The organism is Planosporangium spinosum (assembly GCF_049999945.1).
Lineage (GTDB): Bacteria > Actinomycetota > Actinomycetes > Mycobacteriales > Micromonosporaceae > Planosporangium > Planosporangium spinosum.
On the sequence record NZ_JBLYUB010000011.1, the window covers coordinates 150,032 to 166,275 of the forward strand.

A 16,244-nucleotide genomic window follows, 5' to 3' on the forward strand; every position below is an offset into this window, starting at 1 on the left:
TTGCACCGCAGCCCTCTCAGTACTTCAGCAGGTTCGCGTCGTCGACGCTCGCCGAGCGTCGAGTCCGGAAGATCGACATGATGATGGCCAGCCCCACCACGACCTCCGCGGCGGCCACGACCATGACGAAGAACGCCATGATCTGGCCGTCGAGAGTGCCGTTGATGCGACTGAAGGTCACCAGCGCCAGGTTGGCCGCGTTGAGCATCAGCTCGATGCACATGAACAGCACGATGGCGTTGCGCCTGATCAGCACGCCCACGGCGCCGATCGTGAACAGGATTGACGCCAGGATCACGTAGTTCGTGGCGGTCATTTCTCCGTACCCTTCGGTGCCCGCTCGGCGGAGGTCAGCTCGCGCGCCGGGACGATCGTGGGGATGCTGCGCTCGGTCAGGGAGCCGTCAGGCAGCCGGGCCGGCGTGGCGACCGAGTCGGACGTGGCGAAGACGCCGGGGCCGGCCTTCGGCGCCGGGTAGTTGCCGGGCGCGAACCGCTCCCGCATCAGCTCCGGCTGGCTCTTGCGCTCGCCCTTGCGCCGCTCGACGTGGGCCAGCAGCATCGCGCCGACCGCCGCGGTGATCAGCAGCGCCGAGGTGACCTCGAACGCGAAGACGTACTTGGTGAACAGCAGCTTCGCGATGCCCTGGACGTTGCCGCCGGCGTTGGCCGTGGCCAGCCCGACCGAGTTCACCGAGCCCAGAGCCCGGAACAGGCCGGTGCCGACGAGGCCGGCGAAGCCGAGGCCGAGCACGATCGCCGCCATCCGCTGCCCGCGCAGCGTCTCGATCAGCGAGTCCGACGAGTCCCGCCCCACCAGCATGAGCACGAACAGGAACAGCATCATGATCGCGCCGGTGTACACGATGATCTGCGCGAACCCGATGAACGGGCCGGCCTGGACGATGTAGAACACGCCCAGGCACATCATCGTGACGACCAGGAACAGCGCCGAGTGCACGGCGTTGCGCGCCCAGACCATGCCGATCGCGCACAGCACCGCGACCGGTGCCAGGATCCAGAAGACGGTCGCCTCGCCGCCCTTCATGGCGCCCTGAGCGGCGGCGAGGACCAGCTCGTGGTGCTGCATCACTTGTTCCCCCCGAACTGCTCGGCCTGCGCCAGCTCGGCCCGCGCCGCCTCCGACCGCAGCCGCTGCGAGTCGGTCTCCGAGTTGCGGACCCGTTCGGCGCCCACGGACATGCCCGGGTTGTCGAGCGCCCCGACGTAGTAGTCCTTCTCGGAGTCGCCCAGCCGCATCGCGTGCGGCGGCTGCTCCATCCCCGGCAGCAGCGGCGCGAGCAGCTGCTCCTTGGTGAAGATCAGGTCCTTGCGGTTGTCGCGGGCCAGCTCGTACTCGTTGCTCATGGTCAGCGACCGGGTCGGGCAGGCCTCGATGCACAGCCCGCAGAAGATGCAGCGGGCGTAGTTGATCTGGTAGGTCGCGGCGTACCGCTCACCGGGCGAGTAGCGCTCCCGGTCGGTGTTGTCGGCGCCCTCGACGTAGATGGCGTCCGCCGGGCAGGCCCACGCGCACAGCTCGCAGCCGACGCACTTCTCCAGCCCGTCCGGGTGCCGGTTGAGGATGTGCCGCCCGTGGTAGCGCGGCGCCACCGGCTTGCGCTTCTCCGGGTACTCCTCGGTGACGACCTTCTTGAACATGTGCGAGAAGGTGACGCCGAAGCCCTTCATCGCACCACTGATCGCACCCACGACTATCGGCCTTCCTTGTCGGTGGAGCTCTCGTCGCCACCCGCGGACCCGACGGGTACCGGCTCGCGGTCGGCGGTCAGCCGCGGCGCCCGCGGGCTCGGCGGCACCTCGAGGTCGAGCGGCGGCAGCGGGAAGCCGTTGGCGCCGCCGACCCGGCCGGCCGGGTCGACGCCCTCGATGCCGGGCGTGGTCTGCGGCTTCTCCTTGGCCGGCCACAGCACCCAGACCGCCGCGACGATGAGGATCACGGCTGCCGTGACGAACAGCTTCATCCGGCTCTCCAGCTCGGAGTTCTGCACGGTCTTCAGGCCCGCCAGCGCGAGGATCCACACCAGGTTGACCGGGATGAGGACCTTCCAGCCGAACCGCATGAACTGGTCGTAGCGCAGCCGGGGCAGCGTGCCGCGCAGCCACACGAACACGAACAGCAGGATCAGCACCTTGGCGGTGAACCACGCCAGCGGCCACCAGCCGGAGTTGGCGCCGGCCCAGAAGGTGGTGATCGGCGCGGGTGCCCGCCAGCCGCCCAGGAACAGGGTCGCGCACAGGCCGGAGACGGTGACCATGTTGATGTACTCGGCGAGGAAGAACATGGCGAACTTGAACGACGAGTACTCGGTGTGGAAGCCACCGACCAGCTCCGACTCCGCCTCGGGCAGGTCGAACGGGGCACGGTTGGTCTCGCCGACCGCCGAGACGAAGTAGATGAGGAAGCTCGGGATGAGCAGGATCGCGTACCAGCTCGGCGCGGTGGTGTGCCACCCGAAGATGGTGATCGGGTTACCGTGCGCCTGCTTCTCCACGATCTCGCTGGTCGACATGCTGCCGGCGGTCATGAAGACCGCGACGATCGACAGGCCCATCGCGACCTCGTACGAGATCATCTGGGCGCTCGACCGCAGACCGCCGAGCAGCGGGTAGGTCGAGCCGGAGGCCCAGCCGGCCAGCACGATGCCGTAGACCGCCATCGACGAGCACGCCAGGATCAGCAGCACGGCGACCGGGATGTCGGTGAGCTGGATCGGCGACCAGTGGCCGAACCACGACACGCTCGGGCCGAGCGGGATCACCGCGAAGGCGGTGAACGCGCAGGTCGCGGAGATGACCGGGGCGAAGAAGTACACCACCTTGTCGGCCGTCTTCGGGATGATCTCTTCCTTGAGCCCCAGCTTCAGGCCGTCGGCCAGCGACTGGAGCAGGCCGAACGGGCCGTTGCGGTTAGGGCCGGGCCGCACCTGCATGTAGGCGACGACGCGGCGTTCGTACCAGATGGTGAACAGCGTCATCACCACGAGGAACGCGAAGATGCCGATGACCTTGATCAGGACGAGCCACCCCGGGTCGTGGCCGAACTGGTCCAGCGAGCCGGCTGCGACGAGCTTCACTCGGCACCTCCTGTGCTGATTTCTTCAGTGCCCGCTGCCGCGGTGGTGATCTCCACCTCGGCGCCCGCGGTGACGCCCAGCGCCCGGCGGACCGTGGAACCGGCCGAGTTGGTGGGCACCCAGACGACACCGTCGACCATGTCGTCGACGATCATGGCCGGGAGCGTGATCGCACCCTGGCCGGAGCGGACCGTGACGGGGTCGCCGTCGGACAGGGCCAGCCCGCTCGCGGTGGCCTTGGACAGGGCCGCGACCACCGGCCGGGCGGTGCCGGCCAGGTGCTCGTCGCCGTCGGACAGCGAACCCAGATCGATGAGCTGGTGCCAGGTCGAGAGGATGGCCCGGCGACCGCCCGCGACGACCGGCCCGGCCGGCGGCACCGCGACCGCGGCCGGCGCGACCCGCGGCGGCGCGGGCCGTTCGATGGTCAGCGCGGACAGCGCGGCGAGCTGCCGGCGCACCGCGAGCACGTCGCCGCAGCCCAGGTCCACGCCCATCTCGGCGGCGAGCGCGTCGAGGACCCGCGCGTCGCTCATCGCGGTCGTGCGCAGCACCGCGTCGAACGGACGGACCCGGCCCTCCCAGTCGATGTACGCCCCGGCTTTCTCGACCGCCGGCGCGATCGGGAAGACCACGTCGGCGCGGCGGGAGACGGCGCTACGCCGCAACTCGATGCTGACCAGGAAGCCGACCCGGTCGAGCGCCTCCTCGGCGACCTGGGGCCGGGTCAGGTCTGCCGGGTCGACGCCGGCCACGATCAGACCGCCGAGAGCGCCGCTTCGCGCCGCATCGATGATCGCGTCGGTGTCCCGGCCCGGCTGGCTCGGCAGTACCCCGGCTTCGAGGTCCCACGCGTGGGCCAGCTCGGCGCGGGCACCGGCCGAGGCGACCGGCAGGCCACCGGGGAGCAGGGTGGGCAGGCAGCCGGCCTCGAGCGCGCCCCGGTCACCGGCGCGGCGCGGTACCCACGCCAGCTTGGCGCCGGTCTCCTCGGCCAGCCGGGCGGCGGCGGACAGGCCACCGGGGACCTCCGCCAGCCGTTCGCCGACGAACAGGATCGCGCCGGGCTCGCTGAGCGTGGCGCGGACCAGCCCGCTCTCGGCGAGCACCGTGGCCTCGGCACCCGGGACGGTCGGCACCACGGCGGCACCGATCTTGGCGTACCCGCGGGTGGTGAACGGCGCGACGGCGACCGTGCGCAGCTTGTTCCTGCGCCACGCCTTGCGCAGGCGCAGGAACAGGATCGGGCACTCCTCCTCGGGCTCCAGACCGACGATCACCGCGGCCGGGGCCGTCTCGACCTCGTCGTAGGTGACCTCGACCCGGCCCACCACGGAGCTGGCGAGGAATGCGGTCTCCTCGTCCGAGACCGGCCGGGCCCGGAAGTCGATGTCGTTGGTGCCCAGTGCCAGACGCGTGAACTTGGCGTACGCGTACGCGTCCTCGACGGTCAGCCGGCCACCGGTGAGCACGCCGACCCCGCCGTTGTCGCGCGCGGCGGCCAGCCCCTCGGCGGCCACGGCGAGCGCCTCGGGCCAGCTCGCCTCGCGCAGCTCACCGGTCTTGGAGTCGCGTACCAGCGGCACGGTGATCCGGTCGAACGCGTTGGCGTACTGGAAACCCCAGCGGCCCTTGTCGCAGTTCCACTCCTCGTTGACGCCTGCGTCGTCGCCGGCCAGCCGGCGCATGACCTTGCCGCGCCGGTGGTCGGCGCGCACCGCGCAGCCGGCCGAGCAGTGCTCGCACACGCTCGGCGTGCTGACCAGGTCGAAGGGCCGGGCCCGGAACCGGTACTGGGCCCCGGTCAGCGCGCCGACCGGGCAGATCTGCACGGTGTTGCCGGAGAAGTAGGAGTTGAACGGCTCGTCGTCCACCGGGGAGTCGTCGTCACCGCGGAAGACCCCGATCTGCTCGGCGGCGCCGCGCTCCATCAGGTCGATGAACTTGTCCCCGGCGATCTCCTCGGAGAACCGGGTGCAGCGCTGGCACAGCACGCACCGCTCCCGGTCCAGGAGCACCTGCGAGGAGATGGCCATGGGCTTGGCGTACTCGCGCTTGGGCTCGTGGAACCGGGACTCGGGCCGGCCGGCGGACATCGCCTGGTTCTGCAGCGGGCACTCGCCGCCCTTGTCGCACATGGGGCAGTCGAGAGGGTGGTTGATCAGGAGGAACTCCATGATCCCCTCTTGCGCCTTCTTGGCGACGTCGGAGGTGAGCTGGGTCTTGACGACCATCCCGTCGGCGACCGGCTGGGTACACGAGGCGACCGGCTTGCGCTGGCCCTCCACCTCGACCAGGCACTGCCGGCAGGCACCGGCCGGCGCCAGCAGCGGGTGGTCGCAGAAGCGCGGGATGGCGATCCCCATCTGCTCGGCGACCCGGATGAGCAGCGTGCCCTTGGGCGCCTCCACTTCGATGCCGTCGATCGTGAGCTTGACGGTGTCGGTGGCTTTCTCGACGTTAGTCATTTAGTGCGCACCTACCAGTTCACCCGCGCCGAACATCGGGGCCTTGCGACCCTCGATGTAGTCGAGGTAGTCCTGCTTGAAGTACTTGATCGACGACGTCACCGGGCTGGTCGCACCGTCACCGAGGGCGCAGAACGACCGGCCGAGCAGGTTGTCGCAGGCGTCGAGCAGCGTGTCCAGGTCGGCGTGGGTACCCGCGCCCGACAGGATCCGGCGCAGGACGTGCGCCATCCAGTAGTTGCCCTCGCGGCACGGGGTGCACTTGCCGCACGACTCGTGGTGGTAGAACTCGATCCACCGGTAGGTCGCGTAGACCGGGCAGTCCTGGTCGCTGAAGATCTGCACCGCCGTGGTGCCGAGCATCGTGCCGGCCGCGGCCATCGACTCGAAGTCCATCGGCACGTCGAGGTGCTCGGCGGTCAGCAGCGGCGTCGACGACCCGCCGGGTGTCCAGAACCTCAGCTCGTGGCCGTCCTGCATGCCGCCGGCCAGTTCCAGCAACTCGCGCAGGGTGATGCCGAGCGAGCACTCGTACTGGCCGGGGTTGCGCACCCGGCCGGAGATCGAATAGATCTTCGGACCGGGCGACTTCTCCGTGCCCATCGTCTTCCACCAGGTCGCACCGCCCAGCACGATGTACGGCACGCTGCAGATCGTCTCGACGTTGTTGACCACCGTCGGCGAGCTGTAGAGGCCGTGCGTGGCCGGGAACGGCGGCTTGAGCCGGGGCTGGCCGCGGAAGCCTTCGAGGGAGTCCAGCAGCGCCGTCTCCTCGCCGCAGATGTACGCGCCCGCGCCGCTGTGGACGACCAGGTCCAGGTCGAAGCCGGAGCCGAGGATGTTACGGCCCAGGTACCCGCGCGCGTACGCCTCGTCGACCGCGTTGCGCAGCCGGCGCGCGGCGTGCATCGCCTCGCCCCGGATGTAGATCGCGGCGAAGTTCGCCCGGATCGCGTACGCGGCGATGACGATGCCCTCGACCAGCGAGTGCGGGTCGGCCATCATCAGCGGCAGGTCCTTGCAGGTGCCCGGCTCGCCCTCGTCGGCGTTGACCACCAGGTAGTGCGGCTTGCCGTCGTTCTGCGGGATGAAGCCCCACTTCATGCCGGTCGGGAAGCCCGCGCCGCCGCGGCCGCGCAGCCCCGAGTCCTTCATGAGCGCGATCAGCTCGTCGGGGTGGGCCTTGAACGCCTTGCGCAGCGCGGTGTACCCGTCGAGCCGCTCGTACACGGTGAGCTTCCACGCGTCCGGCGACAGCCAGCGCTTGGTCAGCACGGGGGTGAGCTTGGCGAGAGCGCCCTGGGATGGGTTGCTCACTTGGACTCCTTACCAACCGCCGGCGCGTCACCGGCGGGCTTGCCATCTGAGGCCGGTTTCGGCGCCGCCGGGGGGACGGTGTTGCCGGGGCCCGAGCCCTTGTCATCGCGGGGGGCGATCGGGGTGTTCGGGTCGAAGCCCGGCACCGAGATGCCGTACTTGTCGGCCAGCCGGCTACCGGCGAGGGTCGGCTCACCGGCCGGCCCCTCCCCGACCGCACCGTTCCGGTCATCGGCCCAGCCCGCGAGCTGGAGCGACGCCTCCTTGAACGTGCACAGCCGCGGCCCGCGGCTGGGCTGCGGGCGCTCGCCGTTCTCGAGCTGCTTGACGATGTCGAGCGCGGTGTCGGCGTCGATGGAGTCGAAGAACTCGTAGTTGACCGTCATGACCGGCGCGTAGTCGCAGGCCGCGAGGCACTCCGCGTGCTCCAGCGTGATCCGGCCGTCCTCGGTCGTCTCGTCGTGCCCGACGCCGAGATGCTCGCTGAGCGCCTTGTACGCCTTGTCACCACCCAGGACGCCGCACATCGTGTTGGTGCAGACGCTGACCAGCCAGTCACCGACGGGGCGGCGCTTGTACATGGTGTAGAAGGTGGCCACCGCCGCCACCTGGGCCTTGGTGATGCCCAGCATCTCGGCGCAGAACGCCATGCCCTCCGGCGAGACGTACCCCTGCACCGACTGCACCAGGTGCAGCATCGGCAGCAGCGCCGACCGCTCCCGGCCGGCCGGGTAGCGGGCCATGATGGCACGGGCCCGCTCACGGGTCTCTTCGGTAAAGACGTCGCTCATCGGTCACATCCACCCATCACGGGGTCCAGCGAGGCACCACCGGCGATCACGTCGGCGATCAGACCGCCTTCGGCCATCGCCGGGAGCGCCTGAAGGTTGACGAAGCTCGGCTCGCGGTAGTGCACCCGGTACGGCCGGGTACCGCCGTCGGAGACCGCGTGCACGCCCAGCTCTCCGCGCGGCGACTCGATCTGCACGTACACCTGGCCGGCCGGCACCCGGAAACCCTCGGTCACCAGCTTGAAGTGGTGGATGAGGGACTCCATGGACTGACCCATGATCTTGGCGACGTGTTCGAGCGAGTTGCCCATACCGTCGGCGCCGACGGCCAGCTGCGCCGGCCAGGCGATCTTGCGGTCGGCCACCATGACCGGCCCCGGCTCCAGCCGCGCCAGCGCCTGCTCGATGATCCGCAGGCTCTGCCGCATCTCACCGAGGCGCACCTGGTAGCGGCCCCACACGTCGGCGTCGGTGCTGGTCGGCACGTCGAAGTCGTACGTCTCGTAGCCGAGGTACGGCATGGTCTTGCGCAGGTCCCAGGGCAGACCCGCCGAGCGCAGCACCGGGCCGGTGATACCCAGCGCCAGGCAGCCGGCCACGTCGAGCACCGCGACACCCTGGGTGCGCCGCTGCCAGATCGGGTTGCCCGACAGCAGGTCCTCGTACATGCTCAGCCGGTCCGGCATGAACTTGACGAACTCGCGGATCCGCGCGATCGCCTCGTCCGGAATGTCCTGCGCCAGGCCGCCCGGCCGGATGTACGCGTGGTTCATCCGCAGGCCGGAGGCGAGCTCGAAGATGTCGAGGATGTACTCCCGCTCACGGAAGCCGTAGATCATCATCGACAGTGCGCCCAGCTCCATGCCGGTCGTCGCGAGCCACACCAGGTGCGAGGAGATCCGGTTGAGCTCCATCATCAGGATCCGGATGGTCTTGGCCCGGTCCGGCACCTCGACGCCCAGCAGCTTCTCGACCGCCAGGGCGTACCCGGTCTCGTTGAAGATCGGGGCCAGGTAGTCCATGCGGGTGACGAACGTGCTGCCCTGGGTCCAGTTGCGGTACTCGAGGTTCTTCTCGATGCCGGTGTGCAGGTAGCCGATGACGGCGCGGGCCTCGGTGACCGTCTCACCCTCGAGTTCGAGGATCAGGCGGAGCACGCCGTGGGTCGACGGGTGCTGCGGGCCCATGTTGACGACGATCCGCTCGTCGGAGAGCGGGTCGGCGCCGCCGACGACCTCGTCCCAGTCACCACCGGTGACGGTGAAGACCTTGCCTTCGGTGGTCTCACGCGCGCTGGCGTAATCGGTACTGCTCACTGGTAGCTCCTGCGCTGGTCGGGCGGCGGGATCTCGGCGCCCTTGTACTCGACGGGCACGCCACCGAGCGGGTAGTCCTTGCGCTGCGGGTGCCCCTCCCAGTCGTCCGGCATGAGGATCCGGGTCAGGTTGGGGTGACCGTCGAAGACGATGCCGAACATGTCGTACGCCTCACGCTCCTGCCAGTCGGCAGTCGGGTAGACGCTGGTTACGCTCGGTAGGTGCGGATCCTCGGCCGACACCGCGGCCTCGAGCCGGATCCGCCGCCGGTAGGTCATGGAGGTCAGGTGGTACACCGCGTGCAGGCGCTTGGCGTCACCGCCGAGGTAGTCCACCCCCGACACCGACGAACACAGCTCGAACCGCAGCGCCGGGTCGTCGCGCAGCGCCTGCGCCACCTCGGCGATGCGCTCTGCCGTGACGTGCAGAGTCAGCTCGCCCCGGTCGACGACGACCTTCTCGATCGCGTCGTGGAAGCCCGGGTACGCCGCTTCGAGGGAGTCGACGACCTCGTCGAAGTACCCGCCGTACGGCCGCGGCGTGTCCAGCGCGACGCTGCGCCGGCGGACCAGGCCACCGAAGCCGGAGGTGTCCCCGGAGCCGCTGACGCCGAACATGCCCACGCCCGCGAGGGTCGCCGGCGGGTAGTCGGCCGGCGCGCCGGTGTAGGCGCCCTCCGGCTCCGCGGCCACCGGCACGCCGTGCCCGTCCGGTGCGTCGGCGACCGGCTTCACCCCGGCCGGTCCGCCGGCCGCCGGGCTGGCTTCCTCGATGGGCGCCTTGGCGACGGCGTCCGGGTCGGCCGGGTTCACCGCGCCACCCACCGGCTCGCCCGAGTTCGGTGAGCTCACTGTGCCGCCTCCTGTTCGCGACTGCGGGGCTCGCTCCGCTCACTCCTCGCGCTCACCGCGATCCTCCGTTCTTGCGCGGCACGGTGCCCGCGATACGCGCCCGCTCCTCCATCCACTTCTGGATGCGCAGCTGCTCCTCGCGGCCCTGAGCGGCGGCCTTCAGCCACTCGGCCTTGCGCTTGGAGTCGAACCGGTAGCTCGACGGCATCTCGCCGGGCTCGACCACCGGGGCGCCCTCGCGCTCGCGCTTCACCTCGAGCTGCTTGCGGCGCTTCTCACCGAGCGGGGAGTGCATGACCTTCTCGTGCAGCCGCAGGATCGCGTCGATCAGCATCTCCGGCCGCGGCGGGCAGCCCGGCAGGTACATGTCGACCGGCACGATGTGGTCGACGCCCTGCACGATGGCGTAGTTGTTGAACATGCCACCGCTGCTCGCGCAGACCCCCATCGACAGCACCCACTTGGGCTCGGGCATCTGGTCGTAGATCTGACGCACCACCGGAGCCATCTTCTGGCTGACCCGACCGGCCACGATCATGAGGTCGGCCTGGCGCGGGCTCGGCCGGAAGACCTCCATGCCGAAGCGGGCCATGTCGTAGTGGGCGCCGCCGGACGCCATCATCTCGATGGCGCAGCACGCGAGGCCGAACGTCGCCGGCCACATGGACGCCTTACGGGACCAGTTCACCAACTTCTCGACGCTGGTGAGCAGGACACCACTGGGGAGTTTCTCTTCGATACCCATGATCAATCCCAGTCCAGCCCGCCGCGCCGCCAGACGTAGGCGTAGGCGACGAACACGGTCGCGATGAAGATGACCATCTCGACGAACCCGAACAGGCCGATCACACCGAAGGAGACCGCCCACGGGTACAGGAAGATGATCTCGATGTCGAACACGATGAAGAGCATCGCGGTCAGGTAGAACTTGATCGGGAAGCGGCCACCGCCGACGGGCTGCGGGCTCGGCTCGATACCGCACTCGTACGCATCGAGCTTCGCGCGGTTGTAGCGACGCGGTCCGACGATCGGGGCGATCGACACCGAGAACAGTGCGAACGCGGCCCCCAGGGCCAGCAGCCCCACGATGGGTATGTACGCCGAGAGCGACATGGCTTTAGCCTGCTCCGTCCTTTCCTGTTCCGGTGTCCCGGTAGCCGTGCCTCGGCGTGTTACCGATCACGTGTTGGGGACTTCACACTATTCCTGCTCTTGCACGCCTTATCGGCGGGGTGCACTACGCCTTTCGGCCTGATCTGTCACGCCTTCCGGAGAGGTGCGTCACGCCGCGGGTGCCACCCTGGTCAGCGCGTTGATGACCCGGTCCATCGCGTCGCCTCCTCGGGGATCGGTGAGGTTGGCCAGCAGCTTGAGCACAAATCGCATCAGCATCGGGTGCGGCATGCCGTGCTTGGTGGCGATGCGCATCACCTCCGGGTGCCCGATCAACTTCACGAACCAGTTGCCCAGCCGGTAGTAGCCGCCGTAGCGGGCCTTGAGCTCGGCCGGGTAGACGGCGAACGCGCGCTCCCGGTCCAGGCCGGCCGGGCGGGCGAGCGCCTGGACCGCGACCTCCGCGGCCAGTTCGCCGGACTCCATGGCGTACGCGATGCCCTCGCCGTTGAACGGGTTGACCATGCCACCGCAGTCGCCGACCAGCAGTACGCCACGGGTGTAGTGCGGCACCCGGTTGAAGCCCATCGGCAGCGCCGCGCCCTGGATCCCGCCGTCGGCGTGCGCCTCGTCGTTGAGCTGCCAGTCGTCGGGCGTCGAGGACAGCCAGTCGGTGAGCAGGGTCCGGTAGTTGGTCTTGCCGTAGGCGACCGAGGAGTTGAGCACGCCGAGGCCGACGTTGACCCGGCCGTCACCCAGCCCGAAGATCCACCCGTACCCGGGCAGCAGCTTGTCGGGGTTGTCCTTGCTGCGCAGTTCCAGCCACGACTCCAGGTAGGTGTCGTCGTGCCTGAGCGGGCTGCGGTAGTACCGCCGGACGGCGACACCCATCGGCCGGTCCTCGCGCTTGGCCAGGCCGAGCGCGAGCGGCAGCCGGCCCGAGACGCCGTCGGCCGCGATCACCAGCGGGGCGTGGAACTCCTGCGGCTCGTCGCCGGGGCCGTTGGCCTTCACCCCGGTCACGCGACCGGAGCCGTTCAGGATCGGCCCGGTGACGTTGGTGTTGGTCCGCAGCACCGCGCCGGCCTCGACCGCCCGGTTCGCCAGCAATTGGTCGAAGTCCATGCGGGTACGGGTCAGCCCGTAGTTGGGGAAGCTCGCGAGCTCCGGCCAGTCCAGTTCCAGGCGGACCCCGCCACCGATCACCCGCAGGCCCCTGTTGTGCAGCCAGCCGGCCTTCTCGGAGGTGTCGACCCCCATCTTGACCAGCTGCTTGACCGCGCGAGGGGTGAGTCCGTCGCCGCAGACCTTCTCCCGGGGAAACTCGGTCTTCTCCAGCAGCAGCACGTTGAGCCCGTGCCGGGCGAGATGGTATGCGGCGGAGGAACCGCCCGGTCCCGCGCCCACGACGATGACGTCGGCGTCGCTCACAGCGTCCCCCGATCACTCCGCTCGACCGCGGCGGGTCGTACCACCGCGCGCCGCCCTCCGGCCTTGTCGGCACGTCGCGTCGGCCCCGGCCTCGCCGCGGCCCCGCTGCGCTCACTCATAGCCACCTCCTGGCCACGTGTGGCACATCCCAGCCCGTTCCGGCCGCTCGTGAAAGTCTTCACAAGCGCCCCGGCGTGAAGTGTAGAACCGGGATGTGACGTAGGTCTGGTAAGGCACACCTAACGTCGAAGAATTTGCATCGCCCCGCCGCCGTGACCTGCTGCCGCCGGGGACGGGTGCGGGGTGCTACGGCCGGATGGCGCGGTGCAGCGCCGCGATCCCGCCCGTCAGGTTCCGCCAGGCCACCTTCTGCCAGCCGTTCGCACCGATGCGGGCCGCCAGTCCCGCCTGGTCCGGCCAGGCCCGGATCGACTCGGCCAGGTAGACGTAGGCATCCGGATTGCTCGACACCCGTCGCGCCACCGCGGGAAGCGCCCGCATCACGTAGCCCATGTAAACGGTATGGAAGGGAGTGACGGTCGGGTGGCTGAACTCGCACACCACCAGCCGGCCGCCCGGACGGGTCACCCGCGCCATCTCCCGCAGCGCAGCGTCGACGTCGACGATGTTGCGCAGCGCGAAGGAGATCGTGACCGCGTCGAAAGTACCGTCGGCGAACGGAAGCGCCAGCGCGTCGCCGGCCAGCAGCGGCACCTGCGGACGGCGCGCGTGCCCGGCCTGGAGCATCCCCAGGGACAGGTCGGCACCCACCGCGTACGCACCGGACTGCGCCAGCTCCTCGGTCGACACACCGGTGCCGGCGCCCAGGTCCAGTACCCGCTCGCCGGGCTTGAGGTCGAGAGCCAGCCGGGTGGCGCGGCGCCACCCCCGGTCGCGGCCGAACGACAGGACGGTGTTGGTCAGGTCGTACCGCCTGGCCACGCCGTCGAACATCGCCGCCACCTCGTGCGGCTGCTTGTCCAAGTTGGCACGTGTCACGAGGTACCACTGTGCCAGCGCCGCCGGCGGCGGGGATCGCCGGGGCGCCGGGCGCTCACCGGCCACGTGCCGGCGGCCGGCGCTCGCACGCGCCGGCCGCCGGCTCTATGTGGTGGTGCACTAGTCAGTGGGCGTCCACATGCCCGCCAGCCGCGGACCAAAACCATCCGTACCGTCCGGAACGCGGCCATCACTCCCAGCTCGGCACGGTCGGCACCACGGCGGCCGGGGCCTGGACGGCGATCGCGACGATCCCGGTGGGAATGGCAGACGGCGGCAAGATATCGAAGCGCGATCCGAGCCGCGAGCCCCTTCAAAAATCCCCCATAAGGGGCTCAGCACCGGATATCTACCAACGGCACGGGCCACGTTCAGCGCAAGCCCCCACAATCCCGGCGTGATCCGTTACGAAAACGGAACCACGCCGGGGAGCGCACCGCGATGACGCCCGCGACCGTGACGGCCCACCGCCTGCCGGCCCGACAGGCCGGGTTCCGATCGGATCAGCGCGTCTCCACCAGCGGCAACGACGTCCCCGCGCCCCCGCCGGGCATCGCGATCGACGAGAAGTGCGAGACCACGCGCTCGTCGGTGGGGTCGTCGGCCGGCGTCCAGTGCACCTTGACGTGGTTGTACAGCGTGTCGCGCTGGGCGGGGATGCGGCCGGCGGTGCGGATCATCTCCACCAGCTCGGTCAGCTTGGAGCGGTGCCGGGCTCCGGCCGAGGAGATGACGTTCTCCTCCAGCATGATCGAGCCGAGGTCGTCGACGCCCATGTGCAGCGACACCTGGCCCACGTCCTTGCCGGTGGTCAGCCACGACGACTGCAGGTGCGCGACGTTGTCGAAGAACAGCCGGGCGACAGCGACCAGTCGCAGGTACTCCAGCGAGGTGGCCTGGGTGCGGCCCTTGAGGTGGTTGTTCTCGGGCTGGTACGTCCACGGGATGAAGGACCGGAAGCCACCGGTACGGTCCTGTACGTCCCGGATCATCCGCAGGTGCTCGATGCGCTCGGCGTTGGTCTCGCCGGTGCCCATCATCATCGTCGCGGTGGACTCGATGCCCAGGTTGTGCGCGGCCTCCATGACCTCCAGCCAGCGCTCACCGGACTCCTTGAGCGGCGCGATCGCGGTACGCGGCCGGGCCGGCAGCATCTCCGCACCCGCACCGGCGATCGAGTCCAGGCCGGCGGCCTTGATCCGGCGCAGCGCCTCGGAGATGGACACGCCCGACACCTTGGCCATGTGCAGGACCTCACTGGGCCCGATCGAGTGGATGACCAGGTCGGGGAAGTCGCGCTTGACGGCGCTGAAGAGCTCTTCGTAGTACTCGACCCCGAAGTCGGGGTGGTGGCCACCCTGGAGCATCACCTGGGTGGCGCCGAGCGCGACCGCCTCGGCGCACCGCCGCAGGATCTCCTCCATCGGGTGCGCCCAGCCCTCGGCGTGCTTGGGCGCCCGGTAGAACGCGCAGAACTTGCAGGCCGTCACGCACACGTTGGTGTAGTTGATGTTGCGGTCGATGATGTACGTGACGATGCCGTCCGGGTAGCGGCGGCGGCGCACGGCGTCAGCCGCTTCACCCAGCGGGTGCAGCGGTGCGTCGGTGTAGAGCAGCAGCGCCTCCTCGGGGCTGATCCGCCCGCCGTCGGCCGCACGCTGGAGGATGTCGTCGAGCTCCCGGTTCCCACTCACGCTTCGAAGGGTACGCAATATCCCTGCGCCGGCCGCGACCGAGTGACGCCCTCCTCAGTTTCTCCACAATCCCCACCCCGGTCCGGCGAAGCGGGTGTCGCCGTCACGGGACCCCTGACCGGCACGCGAGATAGGGTTTGGATCATGAGTGAGATGCGGTTCCGCCGCCTCGGCGACTCTGGCCTCGTCGTGTCCGTCGTGGGCGTCGGATGCAACAACTTCGGCACCCGAATCGACGCGGAGCGCACGGCGGAGGTGGTGAACGCCGCGCTCGACGCCGGGGTGAACTTCTTCGACACCGCGGACATCTACGGCGACCGGCCCGGCCACTCGGAGGAGCTGCTCGGCGCCGCTCTGGGCAGCCGCCGGGCGGACGTCGTCGTCGCCACCAAGTTCGGCATGGACATGCAGGGTGCGAACGGCCCCGACTGGAACGCCCGGGGGGCGCGCCGGTACGTCATGCGGGCGGTCGAGGCGTCGCTGCGCCGGCTGAACACCGACTACATCGACCTGTACCAGATGCACACACCCGACCCGGGCACGCCGATCGAGGAGACGCTGAGCGCCCTCGACGACCTGGTGCGGGCCGGCAAGGTGCGCTACCTCGGCAACTCCAACTTCGCCGGCTGGCAGGTGGCCGACGCCGAGTGGACGGCACACGCCGGAGACCTCCACCGCTTCATCAGCGCGCAGAACGAGTACTCGCTGCTCAGGCGGGACGCCGAGGGCGAGCTGGTACCGGCGTGCGAGCGCTTCGGCCTCGGTGTGCTGCCCTACTTCCCGCTCGCGTCCGGCCTGTTGACCGGCAAGTACCGGCGCGACCAGGCCCCGCCGGCGGGCACCAGGCTGGCGGCCGACCGGTTCGCCGCGCGGCTCGCCGCCGCGCCGTGGGACACGATCGAGAAGCTGGAGGCGTACGCCACCAAGCGGGGCCTCAGCCTGCTCGACGTCGCGATCGGCGGCCTCGCCGCCCAGCCGGCGGTGGCGTCGGTCATCGCCGGGGCGACCAGCCCCGAGCAGGTACGGACGAACGTGGCGGCGGCCGAGTGGCAGCCGACGGCCGAGGACCTGGCCGAACTGGACGAGATCACCAAGCCGTCCTGATCGCCTCTTGATCGTCACAACTTCCGGGAAGTTGTGGCCTCCGGCCCGGGCTGAGACCACAGT

14 protein-coding genes and 1 pseudogene are annotated in these 16,244 nt (G+C 69.9%); 1 reads left to right on the forward strand and 14 read right to left on the reverse strand.

Features of this window, described 5'->3' with window-relative positions:
• Window positions 1–16: 16 nt before the first annotated feature.
• The 14 genes and pseudogenes from nuoK to mqnC all read right to left on the reverse strand — a co-directional run bounded on the left by nuoK (window position 17) and on the right by mqnC (window position 15,077).
• Window positions 17–316 (reverse strand): NADH-quinone oxidoreductase subunit NuoK, encoded by a 300-nt coding sequence (gene nuoK / locus ACNTMW_RS16940; protein WP_426634584.1) that lies wholly within the window; start codon window positions 314–316, stop codon window positions 17–19.
• Entirely contained in the window at window positions 313–1,089 is a 777-nt protein-coding gene (locus tag ACNTMW_RS16945; RefSeq protein WP_426634585.1) for an NADH-quinone oxidoreductase subunit J, read from the reverse strand. The genes nuoK and ACNTMW_RS16945 overlap by 4 nt, the downstream gene beginning before the upstream one ends.
• Entirely contained in the window at window positions 1,089–1,712 is a 624-nt protein-coding gene (gene nuoI / locus ACNTMW_RS16950; RefSeq protein WP_426634586.1) for an NADH-quinone oxidoreductase subunit NuoI, read from the reverse strand. Before nuoI ends, ACNTMW_RS16945 begins: the two co-directional genes overlap by 1 nt.
• A 2-nt stretch (window positions 1,713–1,714) precedes the next feature.
• Window positions 1,715–3,097, reverse strand: coding sequence for an NADH-quinone oxidoreductase subunit NuoH (gene nuoH / locus ACNTMW_RS16955; protein WP_426634587.1), 1,383 nt, complete (start codon window positions 3,095–3,097; stop codon window positions 1,715–1,717).
• A complete protein-coding gene (locus ACNTMW_RS16960) occupies window positions 3,094–5,565 on the reverse strand; it encodes an NADH-quinone oxidoreductase subunit G (protein ID WP_426634588.1) in 2,472 nt (823 codons plus the stop codon). Before ACNTMW_RS16960 ends, nuoH begins: the two co-directional genes overlap by 4 nt.
• Window positions 5,566–6,882 (reverse strand): NADH-quinone oxidoreductase subunit NuoF, encoded by a 1,317-nt coding sequence (nuoF, locus tag ACNTMW_RS16965; protein WP_426634589.1) that lies wholly within the window; start codon window positions 6,880–6,882, stop codon window positions 5,566–5,568.
• A 116-nt stretch (window positions 6,883–6,998) separates the two neighbouring features.
• Window positions 6,999–7,673: pseudogene (gene nuoE / locus ACNTMW_RS16970) on the reverse strand (NADH-quinone oxidoreductase subunit NuoE); the annotation flags it as partial.
• A complete protein-coding gene (locus ACNTMW_RS16975; protein WP_426634590.1) occupies window positions 7,670–8,989 on the reverse strand; it encodes an NADH-quinone oxidoreductase subunit D in 1,320 nt (439 codons plus the stop codon). The gene ACNTMW_RS16975 and the pseudogene nuoE, both read right to left, overlap by 4 nt.
• A complete protein-coding gene (locus tag ACNTMW_RS16980) occupies window positions 8,986–9,723 on the reverse strand; it encodes an NADH-quinone oxidoreductase subunit C (RefSeq protein ID WP_426634650.1) in 738 nt (245 codons plus the stop codon). Before ACNTMW_RS16980 ends, ACNTMW_RS16975 begins: the two co-directional genes overlap by 4 nt.
• A 169-nt stretch (window positions 9,724–9,892) precedes the next feature.
• A complete protein-coding gene (locus tag ACNTMW_RS16985) occupies window positions 9,893–10,585 on the reverse strand; it encodes a NuoB/complex I 20 kDa subunit family protein (RefSeq protein WP_426634591.1) in 693 nt (230 codons plus the stop codon).
• A 2-nt stretch (window positions 10,586–10,587) separates the two neighbouring features.
• A complete protein-coding gene (locus ACNTMW_RS16990; protein ID WP_426634592.1) occupies window positions 10,588–10,953 on the reverse strand; it encodes an NADH-quinone oxidoreductase subunit A in 366 nt (121 codons plus the stop codon).
• A gap of 168 nt (window positions 10,954–11,121) precedes the next feature.
• Window positions 11,122–12,384, reverse strand: a complete 1,263-nt coding sequence (locus ACNTMW_RS16995; RefSeq protein ID WP_426634593.1) for a geranylgeranyl reductase family protein — start codon at window positions 12,382–12,384, stop codon at window positions 11,122–11,124.
• A gap of 306 nt (window positions 12,385–12,690) precedes the next feature.
• Window positions 12,691–13,383 carry a demethylmenaquinone methyltransferase gene (locus tag ACNTMW_RS17000; protein WP_426634594.1) on the reverse strand — a complete coding sequence of 231 codons (693 nt, stop codon included), beginning with the start codon at window positions 13,381–13,383 and terminating at the stop codon, window positions 12,691–12,693.
• A 503-nt stretch (window positions 13,384–13,886) separates the two neighbouring features.
• The gene (gene mqnC / locus ACNTMW_RS17005; RefSeq protein WP_426634595.1) at window positions 13,887–15,077 is read right to left on the reverse strand and encodes a cyclic dehypoxanthinyl futalosine synthase; all 1,191 of its coding nucleotides are present in this window, start codon (window positions 15,075–15,077) and stop codon (window positions 13,887–13,889) included.
• Window positions 15,078–15,221: 144 nt separating this feature from the next.
• On the opposite strand from mqnC, the gene ACNTMW_RS17010 reads away from it, so the two are divergent.
• Window positions 15,222–16,181, forward strand: coding sequence for an aldo/keto reductase (locus ACNTMW_RS17010; RefSeq protein ID WP_426634596.1), 960 nt, complete (start codon window positions 15,222–15,224; stop codon window positions 16,179–16,181).
• Window positions 16,182–16,244: the final 63 nt, after the last annotated feature.

Excerpts from the sequence above, each read along its gene's own strand:
- nuoK (WP_426634584.1), bottom strand. The coding sequence starts at position 316 with ATGACCGCCACGAACTACGTGATCCTGGCGTCAATCCTGTTCACGATC.
- ACNTMW_RS16945 (WP_426634585.1), bottom strand. The coding sequence starts at position 1,089 with ATGCAGCACCACGAGCTGGTCCTCGCCGCCGCTCAGGGCGCCATGAAG.
- ACNTMW_RS16960 (WP_426634588.1), bottom strand. The coding sequence starts at position 5,565 with ATGACTAACGTCGAGAAAGCCACCGACACCGTCAAGCTCACGATCGAC.
- ACNTMW_RS16985 (WP_426634591.1), bottom strand. The coding sequence starts at position 10,585 with ATGGGTATCGAAGAGAAACTCCCCAGTGGTGTCCTGCTCACCAGCGTC.
- ACNTMW_RS16990 (WP_426634592.1), bottom strand. The coding sequence starts at position 10,953 with ATGTCGCTCTCGGCGTACATACCCATCGTGGGGCTGCTGGCCCTGGGG.
- ACNTMW_RS17010 (WP_426634596.1), top strand. The coding sequence starts at position 15,222 with ATGAGTGAGATGCGGTTCCGCCGCCTCGGCGACTCTGGCCTCGTCGTG.